Source organism: Candidatus Laterigemmans baculatus, assembly GCF_010367455.1.
GTDB lineage: Bacteria > Planctomycetota > Planctomycetia > Pirellulales > Pirellulaceae > Laterigemmans > Laterigemmans baculatus.
The window spans coordinates 14,737-33,476 of sequence record NZ_WRPR01000108.1 but is presented as its reverse complement, the minus strand read 5'-3'; the positions used below and the strand labels follow the sequence as shown (position 1 = coordinate 33,476).

Below are 18,740 nucleotides of genomic sequence, written 5' to 3'. Positions count from 1 at the left end.
CGGAAAAATCGTTTAACGGCAAGCCGAAGGCGACTGCTTTTTAAAACACAGTCGCCTTCGGCTTGCCGTTAAACGACTTGGTAGCCAACTGCTGAGCACTGCTGACTTTATGGCAATTCAGCGTAAGAAAGTGGCGCTGTCCAGCTAGGCTCTGCCAGAAAACATGGCGATTCCACTCTTTTGAGCCGTAGGCGCTAGCCTCGGGCCTCGCAGCCCCGGGGTCTCCGCTACAGAACCCGCGGCTAGCGCCGTCGGCTCAGGGGTTTCTGACAGAGCCTCGCGCGTTGCGGCTGATGGATGGCCCGGACTGAGCCAAACGCACACTGGCTGGTACGATGACGCAAACCGCGCGGCTTGCCGGGGCGTAGTGTCTGCCTGGGCGCAAAGAGTCTGTGTTCTGATTTCGTTGGCTTAAGATGGATGTTGAAGCGAAAACTCACCCGCCGCTTAAAAGTCGGCCGATTCCTGGGGATCGACCTCTTCATCCACTGGTCCTACTGGCTGCTGCCGCTGAGCCTTGGCGGCTGGAGTTTGGCGGCCGGTGAGGGCTGGGAAGCGGCGCTGATCAACGTGCTGCGGATCTTCGCGCTCTTCGTCTGCGTGACGCTGCACGAGTACGGGCATGCGATGGCGGCCCGCCGGTTCGGCGTGCGAACGGTCGACATCACGCTGCTGCCGATTGGCGGTTTGGCCCGCCTGGAGCGGATGCCGCGCGTCCCGTGGCAGGAATTTTTGGTCGCCGTCGCCGGCCCCGCGGTGAACGTCGCGATCGCCGCCTTGATCGCCCTCGGTTTGGTGATCTTCGTGCCCGCGGTTTGCTCGGGGTCGCTGGATGTGATCGAGCCAATCCTGCTGACGACTACCGCCGGCTGGCTGTTGGCGGTCAACATCGCGCTGGTGCTGTTCAACATGATTCCGGCGTTCCCGATGGACGGCGGCCGGGTGTTGCGGTCGCTGCTGGCGATGGTGCTCGAGTACCGTCGGGCCACGCAGGTCGCCGCTCGGATCGGATTGGTCGCCGCGGTCCTGATGGCTTTTGTGGGCTTTCAGTCGCAGGCGATCGTGATGGTCCTGATCGCCGCGTTCATCGGCTATGCCGGCTGGATGGAATCGCGGCACGTGGAGGCGAGCGAGTTGATCCGCGGGATCCGCATCGAGGATGCCATGATCCGCGACACGACCAGCGTCCACGCCCTCGACTCGCTCGCCACGCTGGTCGAGTTCTTCCACCGCCGCTCGTTGCGGAGCGTCCCGGTCCTGGGCGTTGGCACGCACTACCTCGGGATGCTCGGAGTCGATGCCGTCGCCGAAGCGGTTCGCAGCGGCCGCACGACCGCCACGGCGAGCGATCTGCTCACCCGCAGCTATCCAACGCTCGAAGCCCCCGGTTCGCTCGCCGCCCAAGTGGGCGGACTTCCCCCTCGCCAGCAAACCGTGGTTCCGGTGCTCGATGCCCAGGGGCGACTTCTGGGAGTGCTCGACTTCGAATCCCTCGCCGACCGCCTCGCTCTGGCCCCCTGGGCTCAAGGACGCGGAGGACCGGACGAGGCGGAGATCTTCGACGCGGTGCTGGTCGAGAGGCCCCGAGGCGCTGATACGTACGCCTGAGCCTCAGCAACCGAGCGGCTGGTTCCCCAAAAAAGTGCCAAGGTTGGCCCGCCGACGACGAACACCGTGCCAGCTCAGCGCTCCCTTACATCAGGGGGGGCAGATGGCGTAGGAACCATGAGGGGGATTTTTGCGGCGTCTCCCATCAGCGGCGAGGCCTCCCCAGCGGGCTTGCACACGAGCCCCCGGGAGGCGGGAAAAAAGTGAGCTTTTTGCTGTGTTTCTAATCCCCCTGCATCGGGGGACATCCTAGACTTGGGTGCGGAGAATTGGGTCGCCGAGGGCGCCACGCCGCAGAAGTCGTTCCGGGGAATTCGACTGTGCCAGCAACACTGACAGGTCTGCTCGAAACGGCGTTCACCGGACCGGTCTGGCCGGCCAGCGTGATGCTCGGTTTTCTGCTCATTTACGCGATCCTGATCCTCGTCGGGCTCGCCGATGCCGATCTGGAGAGCCCCGAGTTTGGATCGGGCGGCGATTTGCCCGAGGCGGGAGGCGAGCTTCCCAGCGGTGGGGCTGCTGGGAGTGGGGCTGCTGGGAGTGGTTCGCTCGGTGGTGGAGGAGCGGAGGAGCTCCCCGATTCGCTCGACTCGCTCGGCTCCCTGGGGGCAGCGACGGTCCGCTGGCTGAATCTCAGCCGGGTGCCGTTGTTCGTCTGGATGGGGCTATTTGGCTTCACCTGGTGGGTGATCTCGCTCGTCCTGTGGGACGCCTTTGACCGCCATCGCTATGCGCCGACCTTGCTTGCCAGCCTCCTCTTGGCCAGCCGCAATGCGGTGCTCGCCGTGGGGGTGACGAAATTGGCCACCGGTCCAATGACGCGGTGGTTCGAGCGAAACCATTTTTATCGCAGCGACCGGATGATCGGCGAAGAGTGTGAGATTTCGACTACCGAAGCCACCGCTCAATTCGGACGAGCGAAGTATAAGACCGATGCGGCTCCGCTGCTTCTAAACGTCCGAACCACGGGTGAAACCTTGGTGAAAGGCCAGCGAGCGACGATCGTGGATTTTGATACCAAAACGCGGATTTACACAGTCCAGTCTTCTGAGGCGGATCGATGAATTTATTCCTGTGGAGCCAAATCCTCACGGGCCAGACCGCGGCGATCGTGATTGCGATCGGCGTCTTACTGGCCGCGGCCGTTGCCATCCTGGTGAGCACCTTCTACGTCAAAGTCGGTCCCGACGAGGCGTTGATCGTCACCGGGGGCAAGCGGGACATGCGGGTCGTCTCCGGCGGTGGCATGGTCGTGATCCCGGTGTTCAACCACACCGAGCGCATGGACCTGACGCTGAAGAGCTTTGAGATCGCCCGCCAAGGCTCCGAAGGCTTGATCTGTCGCGATAACATCCGCGCCGACATCAAAGTCGCCTTCTTCATTCGCGTCGACAAAACCGAAGAAGAAATTCGCGAGGTCGCCCAATCGATCGGCGCCAAACGCTGCAGCCAGCTCGAGACGCTCCGCGAATTGTTCGACGCCAAATTCAGCGAAGCGCTGAAAACGGTCGGCAAACAGTTTGACTTCGTCGATCTGTACGACAAACGCGATCAGTTCAAGGATCAGATCCTGCGGGTGATCGGCACCGATTTGAACGGCTACCGGCTGGACGACGCGGCGATCGACTATCTCGAGCAAACCCCTCTCGAGCTGCTCAATCCCAACAACATCCTGGACGCCGAGGGGATCAAAAAGATCACCGAGCTGACGTCCAAGGAAAAGGTCAAGGAAAACCAATTCACCCGCGACAAAGAGAAACTGCTGAAGAAGCAGGATGTCGAAGCGGAGGAGACGATTCTCGAGCTCGAGCGGCAACGGGTCGAGGCGGTCGAGAAACAACGCCGAGAAATTGCTGAAATTGAAGCCCGCGAAAACGCCGCCGCGGCGCGGGTTCGCGAAGAACAGCGACTGCAGTCCGAGCGGGCCCGAATCACGACCGAGGAAGAGCTGGGGATTGCCGAGGAAAACAAGAACCGGCAGATCCTGGTCGCGATGCGGAACAAAGAGCGGACCGACGCGATCGAGGTCGAACGGGTCGAACGCGATCGGATGCTCGAAGCAACCGAACGGGAACGCGTCGTCGGCGTGGCGAGCGTCGAGAAGGAAAAAGCGATCGAAGTCGAAAATCGCAATATCCAAGAAGTCATCCGCGAGCGGGTCGCCGTCGAACGGGCGGTCGTCGAGGAGCGGGAACGGATCAAGGATACCGAAGAGAAGGCGGCCGCCGACCGCAAGAAGGTCGTTCAGGTCACCGCGGCCGAGATGGCTGCCGAGGAAGCCTTGATTCGCGAAACCAAGGCAGCCGAAGCGGCCAAACGAGCGGCCGAAATGCTCGCCGCCAAGGTCCGTATCGAAGCCGAAGCCCGCCGCGATGCGGCCGAGAAGGAAACCGCCGCCACCAAGATGCTGGCCGAAGCCGAAACGGCCAAGGTCGCCGCGAGCGGATTGGCGGACGTCCGAGTGATGGAGGCTCGCGCCTCGGCGCTCGAGAAGGAAGGACTGGCCGAGGCCCACGTCCTGCAACAAAAATACGCCAGCGAAGCGGCGGGAATCACCGAGAAGGCGACCGCCATGAAGGAGCTCGACTCGGTCGGCAAGGAGCACGAGGAGTTCAAACTGAAACTGGACAAGGAAAAGGAGGTCGAGATCGCTGCGATCCAGGCCCAGCGTCAGATCGCCGAATCGCAAGCCGGAGTCGTCGGCGAAGCCCTGCGGGCGGCGCGGATCGACATCATCGGCGGCGACGGCCAGTTCTTCGACCAGATCACCGCCGCGGTCAAAGGGGGCAAAGCCATCGACCGCTTCGTCTACAACAGCCGGGTTGCGACCGATATCAAGGAGACCTTCTTCGATGGCAACCCGGCTTACTTCCGCGACAAGTTGACCGAGCTGATCAGCCAATTCGATGTCGATAGCAGCGACGTCAAAGACCTTTCAGTCGCGGCGCTGATCGCCAAAATGATGGGCATGGCCAAGAGCGAAGACATTCGCGGACAACTGACCAGCCTGCTCGGAATGGCCGGCTCGGCGGGTTTCGCCGATCAAACGCTCGAACGGTTAACCGTCACGGCAAAGCCTAGCCCCAACGGCGCCTGAGAAAATTCGCTATGGCCTCTTCGACGCATCTCGACGCGGGAACGTATGAGGTCCTGCGGGAACGGCTCCGTGGAGCTGCCGGTGAACTCCGCCAACGGATCGCCGCGCTCAACGCGGCGCGGGCGGACGTTTTTGGCAACATCGAGACCCGGCTGCTCGAAACCGTCCGGGTCACGACCGAGCACAACTGCGTCCCGCGGGATCTGGCCGCAATCGGTGATCGCTTCCTCTTCGGTTACAACGTCCAGTTCGGGCTCAAGACCGAAACCCATCTCCAGGATGTGTTCGCCGTCTACCGCTTCGAGGACCGCCAGTTCCATAGCGAGCCCCTCTCCAAGCTGATCGACAGCGACCAGTTCGAGCGCGACTTTCGCGAACTGTATCGGTTCTACAAAGGCACCTCGCTGGCCAAGTTTTTCTTCGCCGGCCCCTTCCTGCACCTGGTCTTCCAGGTCGGCAAAACGCCGCTCGACATCAAGACCTTCAAATGGCGGTTGCCGCCCAACAAGGAGGATCGGCCGCTCGAGTACGTCGACAACCGCAGCGAGCATGAGGTCCGCTACCCGCCTCAGCACGAATTCGAGTGGCAGCGGACCACCCGCGACCAACATCGCTATGGCGCCCACCCGCACATCGCGATCGAGGACCGCGTGTTCGTCGAATGCGTCGGCGGCGACCTGACGATTAAGGTTGAGGACAACACCGAAAGCGGTCGCGGGATCTATGCTGAACCGGTCGACAATCCCGACCAAACGCTCGACGACGCAGAGATCTACTACGCGTCGCTCGGCAACCTCGTCCTGCTCAAGATTCGCCCCTATCAGGAACAGGCGTTTCGGTATCTCGTCTTCAACGCCAAGCTCAATCGCGTCGACCGGATCGACGCGATCGCTCAGGCTTGCGTGCTGCTGCCCGACGACCATGGGATCATCTATCCCGGCGGCTACTACCTGCAGACCGGCGAGTCCAAACAGTTCGATCACGGGCTGGTGGACATGCTCTATGAACGAACCATCGCAGCCCCCAACGGCGAAGACTTCTTATACCTGTTCTATGGCCGCGATTCGGGCGACTACATCCAGCTGCGCTATAACCTGATCCGCCAACAGGTCGATACGCCCCAAATCTGCAGCGGCCAAACGTTTTTCGAACAGGGAGAAATGGTTTGCTTCCGCAGCCACGCGGAGCCGCAAAAGCACCACGCGATCCAGATCTGGCAAACGCCTTTCGTCGGTCCCGATGTGGTCCCCGAGAGCGACACCGATTCGCTGCTATATAAGATCGGCAACAAAGAGCTGGTCCGCGGGATGGCCGAATGCGCGGAGATTCTCTCTCTGCTCGATAAGGAAGACAGCTACGACGGGCTGTATGTCGACCTGGTAAAGAAAACCAGCGATATCCTCGACAGCTATTTCTGGCTCGATAAAGAGGAAGCCAGCCACCTCAACGAACCGCTGCAAACGATTCGCGAGGCGGCTTCGGCGGCGGTCGAAGAGTTTGAAAAGGTCGTCCGCGTTCGCCGCGAGACCGAGGCCAAGACCACCGCCGTCGAACAAGCGGCCGAACAGCTGATCAAGGAGATCGACCGCGGTCGCTTCGCCACGATCGACGACTTTGTCGGCCACTTAGCGGCGCTGCGGGAGCAGCGGGGCCACGCGATCGGACTCCGCGACCTCCGCTACGGCGACGCCGAGCGGATTGCGGCGATCGAGGCTTCTCTGGGAGAAAAAGCCGAACGTCTCAGCCGCCGCTGCGTCGACTTTCTGCTGACCGACAACGCCTTGGCTCCCTACCGCGAACGGGCCGCCGAACTCGAAGGGCGGGTCGCGGGTATCGCCACGGTAGCCGAGGGAAAAGCGCTCGAGGAGGAGATCGATCAAGCCGCCGGCCACCTCGAACTGCTGACCGAGACGGTCAGCAATTTGCGGATCGAGGATGCCACCAAGCGGACCGAGATCATCGACGCGATCGGCGACGCGCTGGCGAACTTGAACCGCGTCCGCAGCTCGCTGAAAGCTCGGCTCGCCGATTTGGTCGGCGCCGAAGGCCGCGCGGAGTTCGCCTCGCAACTGAAGCTGCTCGACCAAACCGCCTCGGGCTATCTGAGCGTCAGCGATCAGCCCGAAAAATGCGACGAGTATCTGACCAAGCTGATGGTCCAGCTCGAAGAACTCGAAGGACGCTTCGCCGAGTTCGATGAGTTCGTCGCGCGGCTGACCGAGAAGCGCGAAGAACTTTACAACGCGTTCGAGTCTCGCAAAGTCCAGCTGGTCGAAAAGCGAAATCGCCACGCCGAGACGCTGGGGTCGGCGGCCGAACGGATCCTGGGAGGTATCCAGTCGCGCGTCAGACGGCTCGATTCGGTCGATGCCATTCACGCCTACTTCGCTTCGGACCTGATGGTCGAGAAGGTCCGCGGGATCATCGACCAGCTGGGCAAACTCGACGACACCGTGCGCGTCGGCGATCTGCAGAGTCGACTGAAGACGATCCGCGAGGATTCGATCCGCCAGTTGAAAGATCGCCAAGAACTGTATGAGGATGGCGGCGAGGCAATCCGGCTCGGCAAACATCGCTTCGCCGTCAATACGCAGCCGGCCGATCTCACCACGGTCCTCCGCGATGGCAAGCTCTGCCTGCATTTCACCGGCACCCAGTTTTTCGAACCGCTCGTCCATCCCGATCTGGAAAATTCGCGCGACCTTTGGGCCCAGGAGTGGATCAGCGAGAACGCCGACGTGTATCGGGCCGAGTTCCTCGCGGTTTCCCTGTTCGACGCGGGAGTCGGCCGCGACGATCCCGCGGCAGCCGCGCGCGAAGCGGTCGGCCGACGACTGAGCGAAGGCTACGCCAAGGGGGTCCACGATGAGGACGCGGCGCGAATCCTCTCGACGCTGTGGGACATCGACGAGCGGATCGGACTGCTCGCCCACCGGCCGGCGATTCGCGTGGCTGGCCGACTGTGGTGGGAAACGCTGCTCGGACGAGCCGAACGCCAGCGGATGACGCAGTGGATCGGCGGCTTCGCGAAACTCGCTCGGGCCTTTCCCGCGGCGCGGCCGGCAGCCGAGTTTCGCCAACGGCTCGCCGAAATGGTCTCGCCAGTCCTCGAGGAACACTCGCTCGGCGCACTATTCCCCGGCGTCTCGGCCGAGGAAATCGCACAGTACCTGTTCGCTGAACTCGTCCAGGAAACCCGCGACACGGCCGAGCGCTCCGCGCCGCAGGAAGCTCCCCCGACCGCGAGCCAACGGGCGGTCGACCTCTACCACGGCTTCTGCGAATCGATCCCGCAAAGCGACCGCGAGCGGTGGGTGGAAGACGCGACCTGGCGGGAAGACCGCCCACCGCTGGAAACGTTCGTGCTGGCTCGCAACTGGGCAGAAGCGTTCCTGCAGTCGCACACCGACGATGCCACCTCGGCGAATGGCTCGGCGTCAGCTGTCGATCCGGCGTCGGCGTACCGCGATGAGCTGGCCTGGCTGATCCTCCGGGGCGGAATCGAAGGACTGCGGGTGAGAGACGTGGAGATCGCTCGCCTGCTCGAGGGAATGGCCGGTTCGCATCGCCGTATCGAATCGGGGCGACTGAGCGTGCACTACCACGAGCTGCTGACTCGAGTCCGCCGCTACCAAGCGGACGTCGTGCCTCGGTTCACCGCCCATCGAGCGACCAAAGCCGCCTTGGTCGAAGCGGCGCGAGAGGAGATGCGGATCGAGGAATTCAAACCGCGGGTGCTGAGCAGCTTTGTCCGCAACCGGCTGATCGACGAAGTTTATCTGCCGCTCGTCGGAGACAACCTCGCCAAACAGATCGGCGTCAGCGGCGAGAGCAAACGGGTCGACCGCATGGGCTTGCTGTTGCTGATCAGCCCGCCCGGTTACGGCAAGACGACGCTGATGGAGTACATCGCCAACCGGCTCGGGCTGATCTTCGTCAAGATCAACGGTCCGGCGGTCGGGCACGACGTCAAATCGCTCGATCCCTCCGAAGCCCCCAACGCGGCGGCTCGCGAGGAGATGATTCGCTTGAATATGGCGCTCGAAATGGGCGACAACGTGATGCTCTATTTGGACGACATCCAACACGTCCATCCCGAGCTTTTGCAGAAATTTATCTCGCTCTGCGACGCGACCCGCAAAATCGAAGGCGTCTGGAAAGGGCACACCCGCACGTATGACCTCCGCGGGCGGCGAGTCGCCGTTGTGATGGCTGGAAATCCTTATACCGAGAGCGGCGAGCGGTTCCAGATTCCCGACATGCTCAGCAACCGGGCCGATACGTATAACCTCGGCGAAACGATCGGCACGGCCGTCGACGCGTTTGAGATGAGCTATCTGGAAAACTGTTTGACCAGCAATCCCACGCTGCAACCGCTCGCTGGCGGTTCGCCCCAGGACGCCCGCGCGCTGATCCGCGCCGCCGAGCGAGACACGCTCGAGGGCATCGATCTGGAAGGAGCCTGGTCGATGGACCAAGTCCGCGAGATGTTCGCGGTGTTGCAAAAGCTGATCCGCATCCGCGACGTGGTGCTTAAGATCAATCGCCAATACATCCGCAGCGCCGCTCAAGTCGACGCCTACCGCACCGAACCACCCTTCAAGTTGCAAGGCAGTTATCGCAACATGAACCGCATGGCCGAGCGGGTCGTGCCGGTCATGAACCAGACCGAGCTCCAGTCGCTGATCTTCAGCACCTACGAACAAGACGCGCAAACGCTCACCGGCGACAACGAAGCCAACGTGCTGAAGTTCAAGGAGCTGACCGGCGCGCTCACTCCGCAGGAGACCGAGCGGTGGGAGGCGATCAAATACGCGTACGTTGAAAACACGCGGATGGGAAACCTCGACCCGGCCGACAGCATGGGCCAACTGATGCGCCAGCTGCAGGCGCTGCGGGACGGGCTCGAGTCGATCCGCCGCGTGATGCAGCAGGCCGTAGCCAGCCGCGACGGGCGCGAGGCGACCGAACGGATCGCCGACCATCTGGCCAAACTGAGCAGCCTGTTCGACGCCGACCGGCACGTCCTCAGCGACGCGGTCCGCGAGACGGCGGCCGGGCTACAGCGGATCGCTGAGCGGCAGGCCAGCGACCCGCCGGAGCAAAAAGTTCTGGTCCAGCACAAAGTCCCGCGAGTCATGCTAGACGTCGTTCGCGGCCAATTCCACTTGATGCAGGAGTGGCTCCGCCCGCTGCTGGCCGAGACCAACGGCAACGCCCGAGAAGTCAGCCGTCTCCGCGAGCAGATCGAAGAGGCGCTCCGCCAGCACGAACAGCTCCGCACGCTGCTCGAAGAATCCCAAGCCGAAGACGAGTAGCTGGCCAGCGCCCGTTTGGATTGGTTCGGGGCCGATTGTCGGGTTCGGGGCCGATGGCCTAATATTGGTCGGATGAGCGAGACGCAACCCAAGAATGATGATCGAGCGGAGGCCGACAGCCCGCTCCAGCCGGGCGACTTTTCAGTGCTGGTCGTCGACAACGATCCGGCACATGCGCGGGCGATGACCGAGAGCCTCGAGCGAGTCGGCTACCGCTGCCACGTCGCCACCACCGGTCCCGAGGGCGCCAAGCAGATCGAGCGGGAAACGTTCGATCTCGTGATCACCGACATGGTGATGAACGAAGTCGATGGGATGCAGATCCTCAAGCTCGCCCGCCAGAACCTCCCGGAGAGCGAAGTCGTGATGGTCACCGGCCACGCGACAGTCCCCAAAGCGGTCGAGGCGATGCAGCAGGGGGCGTTCAACTTTCTCGAAAAACCGATCACGCCGCAGCGGCTCCGCGCGGTGACCGAGAAAGCGGCTGAAGCGGTCCGCCTGCGTCGCCAGAACACCGAACTGCACCAACGGCTCGACGAGCGATTCGGCTTCGAAGGGATCATTTACGCCAGCGCCAAAATGCAGACGGTGATCGACCGTCTCAAACGGATCGCACCGACCGATGCCACGGTCCTGATCACCGGCGAGAGCGGCACCGGCAAGGAGTTGATCGCCCAGGCCATCCACCAGAACAGCCCCCGCAAGGCAAAGCGGATGGTCGCCCTGAACACTCGCGCGGTCTCCGAGACGCTGGTCGAGAGCGAGCTCTTTGGGCACGTCCGCGGAGCCTTCACCGACGCTGCCTCCGATCGCGTGGGAGCGTTCGAATACGCCAACGGCGGCACGCTGTTCTTGGACGAAGTCGGCGACATGCCGATGGCCACCCAAATCAAATTGCTGCGGGTGCTGGAAGAACACCAGATCCAGCGGGTCGGCGACAACAAACCGATCAAGGTCAACGTGCGGCTGGTCAGCGCCACCAACCGGCCGCTCGAAACAATGGTCGAGGCGGGCGAATTCCGCAACGACCTCTACTTCCGCTTGAAAGTCGTCACGATCGTCCTTCCCCCCCTCCGCGAGCGGCGCGACGACATCATCCCGCTCATGGACCACTTCCGCAAAATATTCCTCAAACGGCATGGGAAACCGACCGCCCACTTCACTCCCGCGGTGACCAAGCGGTTCTTTGGATACGACTGGCCCGGCAATATTCGCCAGCTGCGAAACTTCGTCGAAACCCTGGTCGTGCTCGACACCGACGGCCAACTCGACATCGACGACCTCCCTCCGGAACTGAGCGAGGACGAAGGCGCAGCCGAACCGCAGGAGATGGTCGCCGCCGGCAGCAGCGAGATGAGTCTCCTTGGCCGCCCCCTGGCCGACATCGAAAAATGGGCGATCCAGTCCACGCTGACGCTGACCGGCGGCAATCGCGAAGAGGCCGCCAAAATTCTCGGGATCGGTGCCCGCACCCTCTACCGTCGCCTCGATCAGTACAAGAAAGACGACGGTGAAGAGGACGACGGCGGTGAAGTGGTCAATAGCGCGGAGGACGCCAGCGATTCAGCGCCCGAGGAATAATCGCCTCGCCATCCCTCACAGCCTGAAGGGCTGAAACAAACCAGCACCTCACTCGATCAACCCGGTCGCTGCAACCGGCGGCTCGATCGGCCGCCGAGGCACTTGCGGAGCCTGGACCGAGGGATAAACCTCCCCATCCTCCGTCTCGACCGCAGGTGGCGCGGGAACGCCCGGCGGCAGCGGCGCCGACTCGGCTCCCTCGGGCTGCGAGAGAATCGACGGAGCCCCGGGGAACTCGGTCGCTGGGTAGGGCTGGGCCGGCAGCACGCTGAAGGGATTGCCCGGCTGAGCGACGCACGGATTGGAACAGGGGTACTGGGCCCGACAATCACAGCGTTCGCAGGTTTCCCGGGTCCGCCAAAACGCGAGATCCTCGCACAGCGTCCGCGAACCGACGAAGATCCGATCCCCGGGCTGGAGCTGGTAATTCGTCGACGTGTCGCCGAGCTGCGTGATCTGGCGGTAGCAGATCGGCAGCGTCACGCGGCAGCTCGGTGGCGGCGTGGGTCGGGCGAGCAGGATGTCGCAGGGCGACGCTCGGCTGGTCAATCCACCAGCGGCCAAGATGCCGTCGAGGACCGTTTCGTTGCCAGTCAGCGGATAGGCCCCCGGCGAGCTAACTTCACCCAACACGTAGTACACGAGTTGGGGCTCGACCATCCGGATGTTGACCTGCTCGCCTTCCTCGCCCGCGTCGTGGAGCGTCGTTTCGACGAGCTGCTCGGCCTGCTCGATCGTCAGTCCCGCCACGATCACCCGACCATAGCCGGCTAGATCGATCGTGCCGTCAGGCAGCACTTCCTGGTCGGCGGGCAAGCGAACTTCGCTGGCGAAGTCGACCGGCTCGACCAACAGCATGTCGCCCGGCTGCAGGAACATCGCCGGCAGAACCGTTTTGTCCAGCTCCCGGGGCAGGGCCGCGACGCGCGGCGACGCATCCAAAACCGCTTCGGTCTGCTCGGTCAGGTAGTGCCCCGTCGGTACGAGCGAAAAGGTGCCGCCCGAGGTAGAGCACCCGGCCACCGCGACGACGAGCAAGGCCGACGCAAGCCAGCGACCGATGGAAAAACAGGTACGGATCATGGGGCGACGCCGCAGTGGAGAGCCAGCGGAACCGAGAGCTCTCTCTCGGCAGAACCGTCGGACGATCCCGTCACGCGCACGAGCCGGATCGACCGTCACAGAAGCTCCATCGGTCACCATCGTGCAGCCGCTTCAGCACCACCTTTCCAGCCCAGCGAAGTCCCCACCAACCCTCACAAACCATCCAACCCGAAAAACCCAGCAGTGCTCAGTACTCAGTACTCAGCACTCCCGCCTGCAGGCCTGCCATTCCCGCGGCTTCTCGCAGGAAGAACGTGGCCGCGTTGCGAGTCAGCGTCGCAGCTGGCCGGACGCGGACCACCGGCCGCTGGTAGGTCCCTCCGAGACTCAGATTGACCACGCGATTGCTGAGCAACTCGTTGGCCCGCATCAGCGCGCTGATCGGCAGCGCCGCATCGAGGGCCACGGTGCGGGCCAGAGCCAGGATTGCCGGATTGCTGGCTTGAAAATCGCCAGTCGCGGCGACCGCATCGACATCCAGCCGGCCGCTGCGAAGCGACACGTTGCCATCGGCCCAAACGCGGAGCTGGTCGCTGGCCACCCAGAACTCGAGGATCTGCAGCTCCCCGTGGCGGAGCCGGGCTTCGATCTCGCCACGGTTGAACTCGGTGTTGCGCAGCGAGAGCACCCCAAGGTAGTTCTGCGCGGACATCAGCCCAGGGACCGCGGTGGCATCGGTTCCGCCGAGCCGACCGACGATCCGCCCTTCTAAATCGGCGAAACTCTCAATCGCTCGACCACGGAGCGTGGCGGTACCGGTGAGCGATCCGCTGCCGAAAGTGGGCGGCCCGCCTCCGGCCAACTCGGCGAGCACTTCTTGAAAATCGAGATCGGTCGCCGTGAACTGGCTGTCCAGGTCGACGCGGTCGCTCCGGGCTCGCGACTGCTCCAACCGCAGCTGCCCCGCCACTCGCCCTCGGCCGCGGCTCGCCTGCAGATCCGAAAGCTCCAGCGACCATCGCAGGCTTGGGAGATTCACCGCCCCCTGAACCCGCGCCCGCAGGCTCCGCGCCTGCAGCCCAAAGGTCTCGCCGTTGCTCAGCTGCATCCGCCCGCTGACCCGCAGCGCCTCAGCGGTTTGCCGACCCCCAGCAACCCGCGGCCCCGGCAGCCCACTGAGCACCAGATCGGCCGACAACCGGCCATCGAACCAGTCCGCGCTCGTCGCCACAACCGGGAGCAATGCACGGCTGGCGTCGATCGACGAGAGTCGCACGGCCAATTGCCGCGGTCCGGTTCCCGCCGTCCAGCGACCGGAGCCTTCGATCCGACCGCCGGCATACGTCCCCCGGACCGAGCGGATATTCAGCTCGTCTCCCGTGCTCGCCGCTTCGACGACTAACCGCTCGGTCAGCGTCTGATTGCGGTAGGACAGGTTCTCGATCCGCAGTTCGCCCGAGGATTCGAGCAGGGACTGGCCGTCGCTCTCGAACGTCCATTGCACGCCAGCGACACCATTCCAGCCTTCGGCCGCCTGCTCGGACTGCCAGAGCCGAAACAGCTCGCCGAGTTGAACCGGCCCGACAGCCAGCTTCCCGTCGGCCGGTGCCTCGAGCACCGCGTCCCACGAGCCAGCCCGGCTCACGTCAACCGACGCCGTCAACTCGGCCGGCCCGCTCAGCAGCGTTCCCTCACCAGCGACCGTCCATCTCGGCTCGCGGGCATCAACGCTCACTTCCAGCGTTCCCAAGTCCACTCCGCCGAGTTCCAGCTCCCGGGCCGCGGCACGCAGCGCAAACCGGTGGGCTGACGGGCGACCGATCGCATCCACTGGAACCGACCACTCCAGGTCACCGGCGGTCAGCATCCGCAGCACCATTGCGTCCCGGTCTCCAACGTCCGTTACGCCCTCAACCGGTTCGCCCCGACCGCGTTCGACCAACCGCAGCGGAATCGGAACCCGCAATCCTGACCACTCGATCGCGGCGTGATGCGGCTGCTGCGGATCTTGGCTCCAAAAGGCCTCGCCAGCGAGCCTGCCGTCCCAGCCCTCGAGCTGCAAGTCCCGCAACTCGTATCCCTGCTCGCTCTCGCGATAGTCCGCAGCCAACCGAACCAGCCGCAGCCGCCCCGCGTCGGCCCCCGGCAACGGCTCGAGCCGCACCTGCTCCGAACTCAGACGAAGCTGGTGGCGAAGCCGACCGATCTCGACGCCAGCGACCTGCAACGCGTCGGCCGCTACCTCGCCGCGAACTTGCCACGCTGCCTGCGGTTGCTCCGCTTCTTGACCTGGCTCCGCTTCTTGACCTGGCTCCGCTGCTTGCCCTGGCTCCGCTGCTTCACCGGCAACTGGCTCCGCTGCTGGCCGAGCCGCGTGCCCCGAAGCCTCGATGTCAAAGCTGACGTAGCCGCTCGTGTCCGGCGGCGGGCTGGCCCCAACCAAGCCAAACAGATCAGCCGCGTCCGCATTGGTCGACTGCAGCCGAGCCTGCCAACCGCCTCCGGGATTCCGATCCGTTTCCAGCTCCAGCGCGACGCGGCCGGCGAGCGCCACTCCGCCCGCGACGCCGCTGATCCGATTGGCTACCAGAACCGCTTCGTCCAAAACGAGCTCGGCCGACGACTGCTGAATTTGCAGATCCCCCATCCGCCACCGACGGGATGCGACATTGGCCGCTCCTCGCCACGCGGCGACTCGGCTCGCTTCCGCAAGCGGCACCGCTGCCCGCAGCCTTCCTTCGGCAACCCCGTCAAAAGGCCCCATCGCGTCCGGGATCCACGGATTGAACCAGGCCAAGTCGACCGCATCGGTCGCCAGATCGAACGCGAGATCCCCCAGCGGAGCAAGCTCGGCCACGGCCACCCCCGAAAACTCCAGCGGCGGAGTCGCAGCGCCAGTCCCACGCAGCTCGCCTCGCAAGTCAAGCATCTGCAGCCGCCCCTCGAGCCACCGCAGATCCGACGCCGCGACAAACGTCTCCGCGATCAGCCTCTCGCCATAACCAAGCTCCTCAACGGCCAGCTCGGTGGTCATCTGCGGAGGTTCGTCAGCCGACAACACGGCATCGACTCGCACCGCGCCGGTTCCACGGAGCCCCAAACCGGGCGTGCCTGCCCCGTCCTCGGCGAACCGCGAGACGAGCGGCTCGAGCGAGAATGGACCGAGGACCAACGACGCCCGGCCGGGAACCTGCGGCAACCCTTCCCACTCGGCCGCCGCCGGCACTTGCAGCGTCGCGGACACCTCGGCGGGAACGTCAAACAATTCTCCACCGCCGCGGAGCTGCCAGGGAAGCTCGCGGGCATCGAGCGAGACCTCGAGCGAGCCGAGCGATTGGTCCTCCCGCTGCAACTGCGTCACCTCCGCCCGCAGGCGAAAGTCATGGGCGGCTGGAAACTCCATACGGTCTTCCGGGGCGGACCACTCGACATTCCCTGACGTCGAGGCGCGAAAGTTAGCGAATTGAAATTCGAACTCGGACCAGCTCACCGCCACTTGGTGCCGGCCGCCGTCGACCAAACTCCAGGTCGCTTCGCCGCTGAGGCTGCCATCCCAACCCTCGAGCGAAAGATTCTCTAGCGTCAGCGCCGCTGCGTCGCTGCGGTACTCGGCCCGTAGCGACTGCAGCAGCAAGGCGTCGATCTCGGCCCCGTCGACCGGCTGCAGCGAGAGGATCTGGGGCGAGAGCTGGAGCTGATGATTGAGTGTGCCGACGCGGAACCCAGCGATCTCGATCTCCGAACCGGCGATCGTGCCGGTCGCGTTCCAAGCTGCAGCCCCCTCGTGCTCGCCCGCCCCCTCTTGCTCGCCTGCCCCCTCTTGCTCGCCCGCCCCCTCTTGCTCGCCCGCCAACTGCTGGGAAAGCAGAGGCCCCGACGCTTGCACTTCGATGCTGACCGTTCCCGTCGTCTCCTGCGGCACCGCACCCGCCAGCAGCTCGATCAGATCGACCACTTCCGCTTCACCACTCCGCACCGTCGCTGACCAGCGGGGATCTTGTTCCGGAGCGATGGGAAGCTGGATCGTCGCGGTGCCGCGGAGCGCGATGCCGTCGTTGACCGGACCTTCTTCAACCGGCCCGCCCGCGAGTCCCGCGCTCATCGCCTGCAGAGTCCCAGCCAGCGACGTCAGCTCGACGGTTCCTTCCAGAAGACGCAGATCGGCCGTCGCGTCAACCAAGCTCAGCTCCGCATACCGCACTCGCTCCGCCTCGAGCGTGGCGGTCGCTTGGTAAGCGGCGCCATCGCCGATGCGTTCCACCGGCGCGGACAGCTCGACGACACCATCGACCGCTCCGGCCAGGCCGGGAATGGGCTCAGCCAGAAAGGGATCGAAGAAGCGGACATCGAGGTTCTCAACTCGCAGGTCGGCCTCGAGCTGTCCAAGCGGCAGCAACTCGACCGTCGCCTCGCCAGCGAACCGGCCCAGCCCAGGCCCAACAGGCGAGGCTGCGGCAGGCTCGGCTGCCGCGGGCTCGGCTGCGGCGGCGATCTCCACCGGCTCGAGAAACTCGCCTTCCACGTTGCTCAGACTCAAGCGACCGTTCTCGATCGCGAATGCCGCGTCGAGGTCGCCCAGCCGAAACCGATCGACCTGCAGCGCGGGCGACTCGAGCGTGCCGCGGACGCGATACGCGCGTCCGTCGGTGAGCCGGTTCAGCGGAATCGAGACCGTCAGATCGACCGTGGCCGTCCCCTCGAGGGCGACCGGGACCGGAATTCCAAAACTCCGCAGCTGAGCCGCCACGCGGCTGATCTCGACCTCTTCAAACTCGAATCCGCGGCTGAAGTAGACCGGCTCCGGCGGAGCCTGGGCAGCGCACCAAGCGGGGACCCCAAGGGCTACGAATGCGAATAACAGGACGCGGAGATGGGACATGCGGCTCGAAACTCCTGCATCACGGGCTGCTGCATCACCGCTGCCTGCGTCGCTCACGCTCAGATCGCTCGCGTCACTGCTTCACGCGCAGGACTCGGTGATGAAAACTGTCGGCGATGTACAACCATCCGTCGCGGAAAGCCACGCCGTGGGGATTCTTCAACTCGGTTTCGCCCAGATCGACCGTCGTCAGCGTCGCACTCTGGGGATCGTAGCGGCGGATCAGGTGATTGCCGTCGTCGGCGATGTACACCACACCGTCCTCAGCCAAGCACAAATGCTTAGGGCTGTTCAGCGTGGCGGACAATGCCGGCCCGTCTTTGCGGCCTCGCTCGCCCGTCCCAGCCACCGTCCGGATCCGACCGTCCGAGCCGATCATGCGAAGCGCGTTCCCAGAACGTTCGAGCACGTAGAGATTGCCTTTCCCGTCCCCGATCGCCGCGCGGGGATCGACCAACGGCGACTCCTTGGCCACCGAGCCGTCGGCCGGAACGGCCCGCTCGCCGGTGCCCGCAATCGTCTCGATCGTGCCCGTCGCCAGATCGATCGCTCGCACCCGGCGGTTGCCGATATCGGCGATCAACGCTTGGCGGCCATCGGGCGTCAGCTCGATGCAATGCGGGAGATTCAGCCGCGCCTCGCTGGCTGGCCCTCCGTCCCCAGCAAAACCAGCGGTCCCATTGCCAGCGACCGTCGTGACTTGCTTGGCGCGCGGATCGTACTGGCGGATCGCGTGGTTCTGGTGATCGCTGAGCCACAACCGGCCGTCGGGCAGGCGAGCCGCATTGTGCAGCTTGTTGAATCGCGCCCCCCGCGCTTCGCCGTCCTGGTATCCGAGCGTCCCGTCCCCCGCCACGTGCTCGAGCTCTCCGTCGCCGGCGATTCGCATCAACCGGCCGCCGTCGAATTCCGGAATCCACATCGCCCCGTCGGGCTCAAAGCAAACCGCGAACGGCGAATTCAGCGGCCCCGGTGCGGCATCGTCCGCCGGATCCGCCGCGGTGGGACCGGCGAGAATCTCGACTTGAGGTGGAGCGGCCAGAGAAGGCGCACCCGCAACAACAATGGTCGAAAGGGCAACGGCCAGGGGAGCCCAGAGCATCGAGTACTTCATCGGTGGAGATTCACGTCTCGGAGGGAGGTTGGCTGGAAAGCTCCCACCATCCTACTCCACCCACCCCATAGTCGCCTTTCGCTCCGCGAAAGTAGCGCT

At 64.3% G+C, this 18,740-nt stretch carries 8 protein-coding genes; 5 read left to right on the top strand and 3 right to left on the bottom strand.

Features of this window, described 5'->3' with window-relative positions:
* Positions 1-420: 420 nt before the first annotated feature.
* The 5 genes from GNK13_RS18085 to GNK13_RS18065 all read left to right on the top strand — a co-directional run bounded on the left by GNK13_RS18085 (position 421) and on the right by GNK13_RS18065 (position 11,604).
* A complete protein-coding gene (locus GNK13_RS18085) occupies positions 421-1,608 on the top strand; it encodes a site-2 protease family protein (RefSeq protein ID WP_164103957.1) in 1,188 nt (395 codons plus the stop codon).
* 320 nt (positions 1,609-1,928) lie between these two features.
* The gene (locus GNK13_RS18080; protein ID WP_164103956.1) at positions 1,929-2,672 is read left to right on the top strand and encodes a hypothetical protein; all 744 of its coding nucleotides are present in this window, start codon (positions 1,929-1,931) and stop codon (positions 2,670-2,672) included.
* The gene (locus tag GNK13_RS18075) at positions 2,669-4,705 is read left to right on the top strand and encodes an SPFH domain-containing protein (RefSeq protein ID WP_164103955.1); all 2,037 of its coding nucleotides are present in this window, start codon (positions 2,669-2,671) and stop codon (positions 4,703-4,705) included. Before GNK13_RS18080 ends, GNK13_RS18075 begins: the two co-directional genes overlap by 4 nt.
* An 11-nt stretch (positions 4,706-4,716) precedes the next feature.
* Positions 4,717-10,023: a DNA repair ATPase gene (locus GNK13_RS18070; protein WP_164103954.1), complete on the top strand. Its 5,307-nt coding sequence runs from the start codon at positions 4,717-4,719 to the stop codon at positions 10,021-10,023.
* 72 nt (positions 10,024-10,095) lie between these two features.
* Positions 10,096-11,604, top strand: coding sequence for a sigma-54-dependent transcriptional regulator (locus tag GNK13_RS18065; protein WP_164103953.1), 1,509 nt, complete (start codon positions 10,096-10,098; stop codon positions 11,602-11,604).
* 48 nt (positions 11,605-11,652) lie between these two features.
* Here the strand turns inward: GNK13_RS18065 and GNK13_RS18060 are convergent, their stop codons facing one another.
* The 3 genes from GNK13_RS18060 to GNK13_RS18050 all read right to left on the bottom strand — a co-directional run bounded on the left by GNK13_RS18060 (position 11,653) and on the right by GNK13_RS18050 (position 18,641).
* Positions 11,653-12,687 carry a polysaccharide biosynthesis/export family protein gene (locus tag GNK13_RS18060; protein WP_235935325.1) on the bottom strand — a complete coding sequence of 345 codons (1,035 nt, stop codon included), beginning with the start codon at positions 12,685-12,687 and terminating at the stop codon, positions 11,653-11,655.
* Positions 12,688-12,895: 208 nt separating this feature from the next.
* Positions 12,896-17,527, bottom strand: coding sequence for an AsmA-like C-terminal region-containing protein (locus tag GNK13_RS18055; RefSeq protein WP_164103952.1), 4,632 nt, complete (start codon positions 17,525-17,527; stop codon positions 12,896-12,898).
* Positions 17,528-17,600: 73 nt separating this feature from the next.
* Complete coding sequence (locus GNK13_RS18050) at positions 17,601-18,641, bottom strand: NHL domain-containing protein (RefSeq protein ID WP_164103951.1); 1,041 nt, start codon at positions 18,639-18,641, stop codon at positions 17,601-17,603.
* Between the last annotated feature and the right edge of the window lie 99 nt (positions 18,642-18,740).

Coding starts and splice junctions, on each gene's coding strand:
- GNK13_RS18075 (WP_164103955.1), top strand. CDS start 2,669: ATGAATTTATTCCTGTGGAGCCAAATCCTCACGGGCCAGACCGCGGCG.
- GNK13_RS18050 (WP_164103951.1), bottom strand. CDS start 18,641: ATGAAGTACTCGATGCTCTGGGCTCCCCTGGCCGTTGCCCTTTCGACC.
- GNK13_RS18085 (WP_164103957.1), top strand. CDS start 421: ATGTTGAAGCGAAAACTCACCCGCCGCTTAAAAGTCGGCCGATTCCTG.
- GNK13_RS18055 (WP_164103952.1), bottom strand. CDS start 17,527: ATGTCCCATCTCCGCGTCCTGTTATTCGCATTCGTAGCCCTTGGGGTC.
- GNK13_RS18060 (WP_235935325.1), bottom strand. CDS start 12,687: ATGATCCGTACCTGTTTTTCCATCGGTCGCTGGCTTGCGTCGGCCTTG.
- GNK13_RS18070 (WP_164103954.1), top strand. CDS start 4,717: ATGGCCTCTTCGACGCATCTCGACGCGGGAACGTATGAGGTCCTGCGG.
- GNK13_RS18065 (WP_164103953.1), top strand. CDS start 10,096: ATGAGCGAGACGCAACCCAAGAATGATGATCGAGCGGAGGCCGACAGC.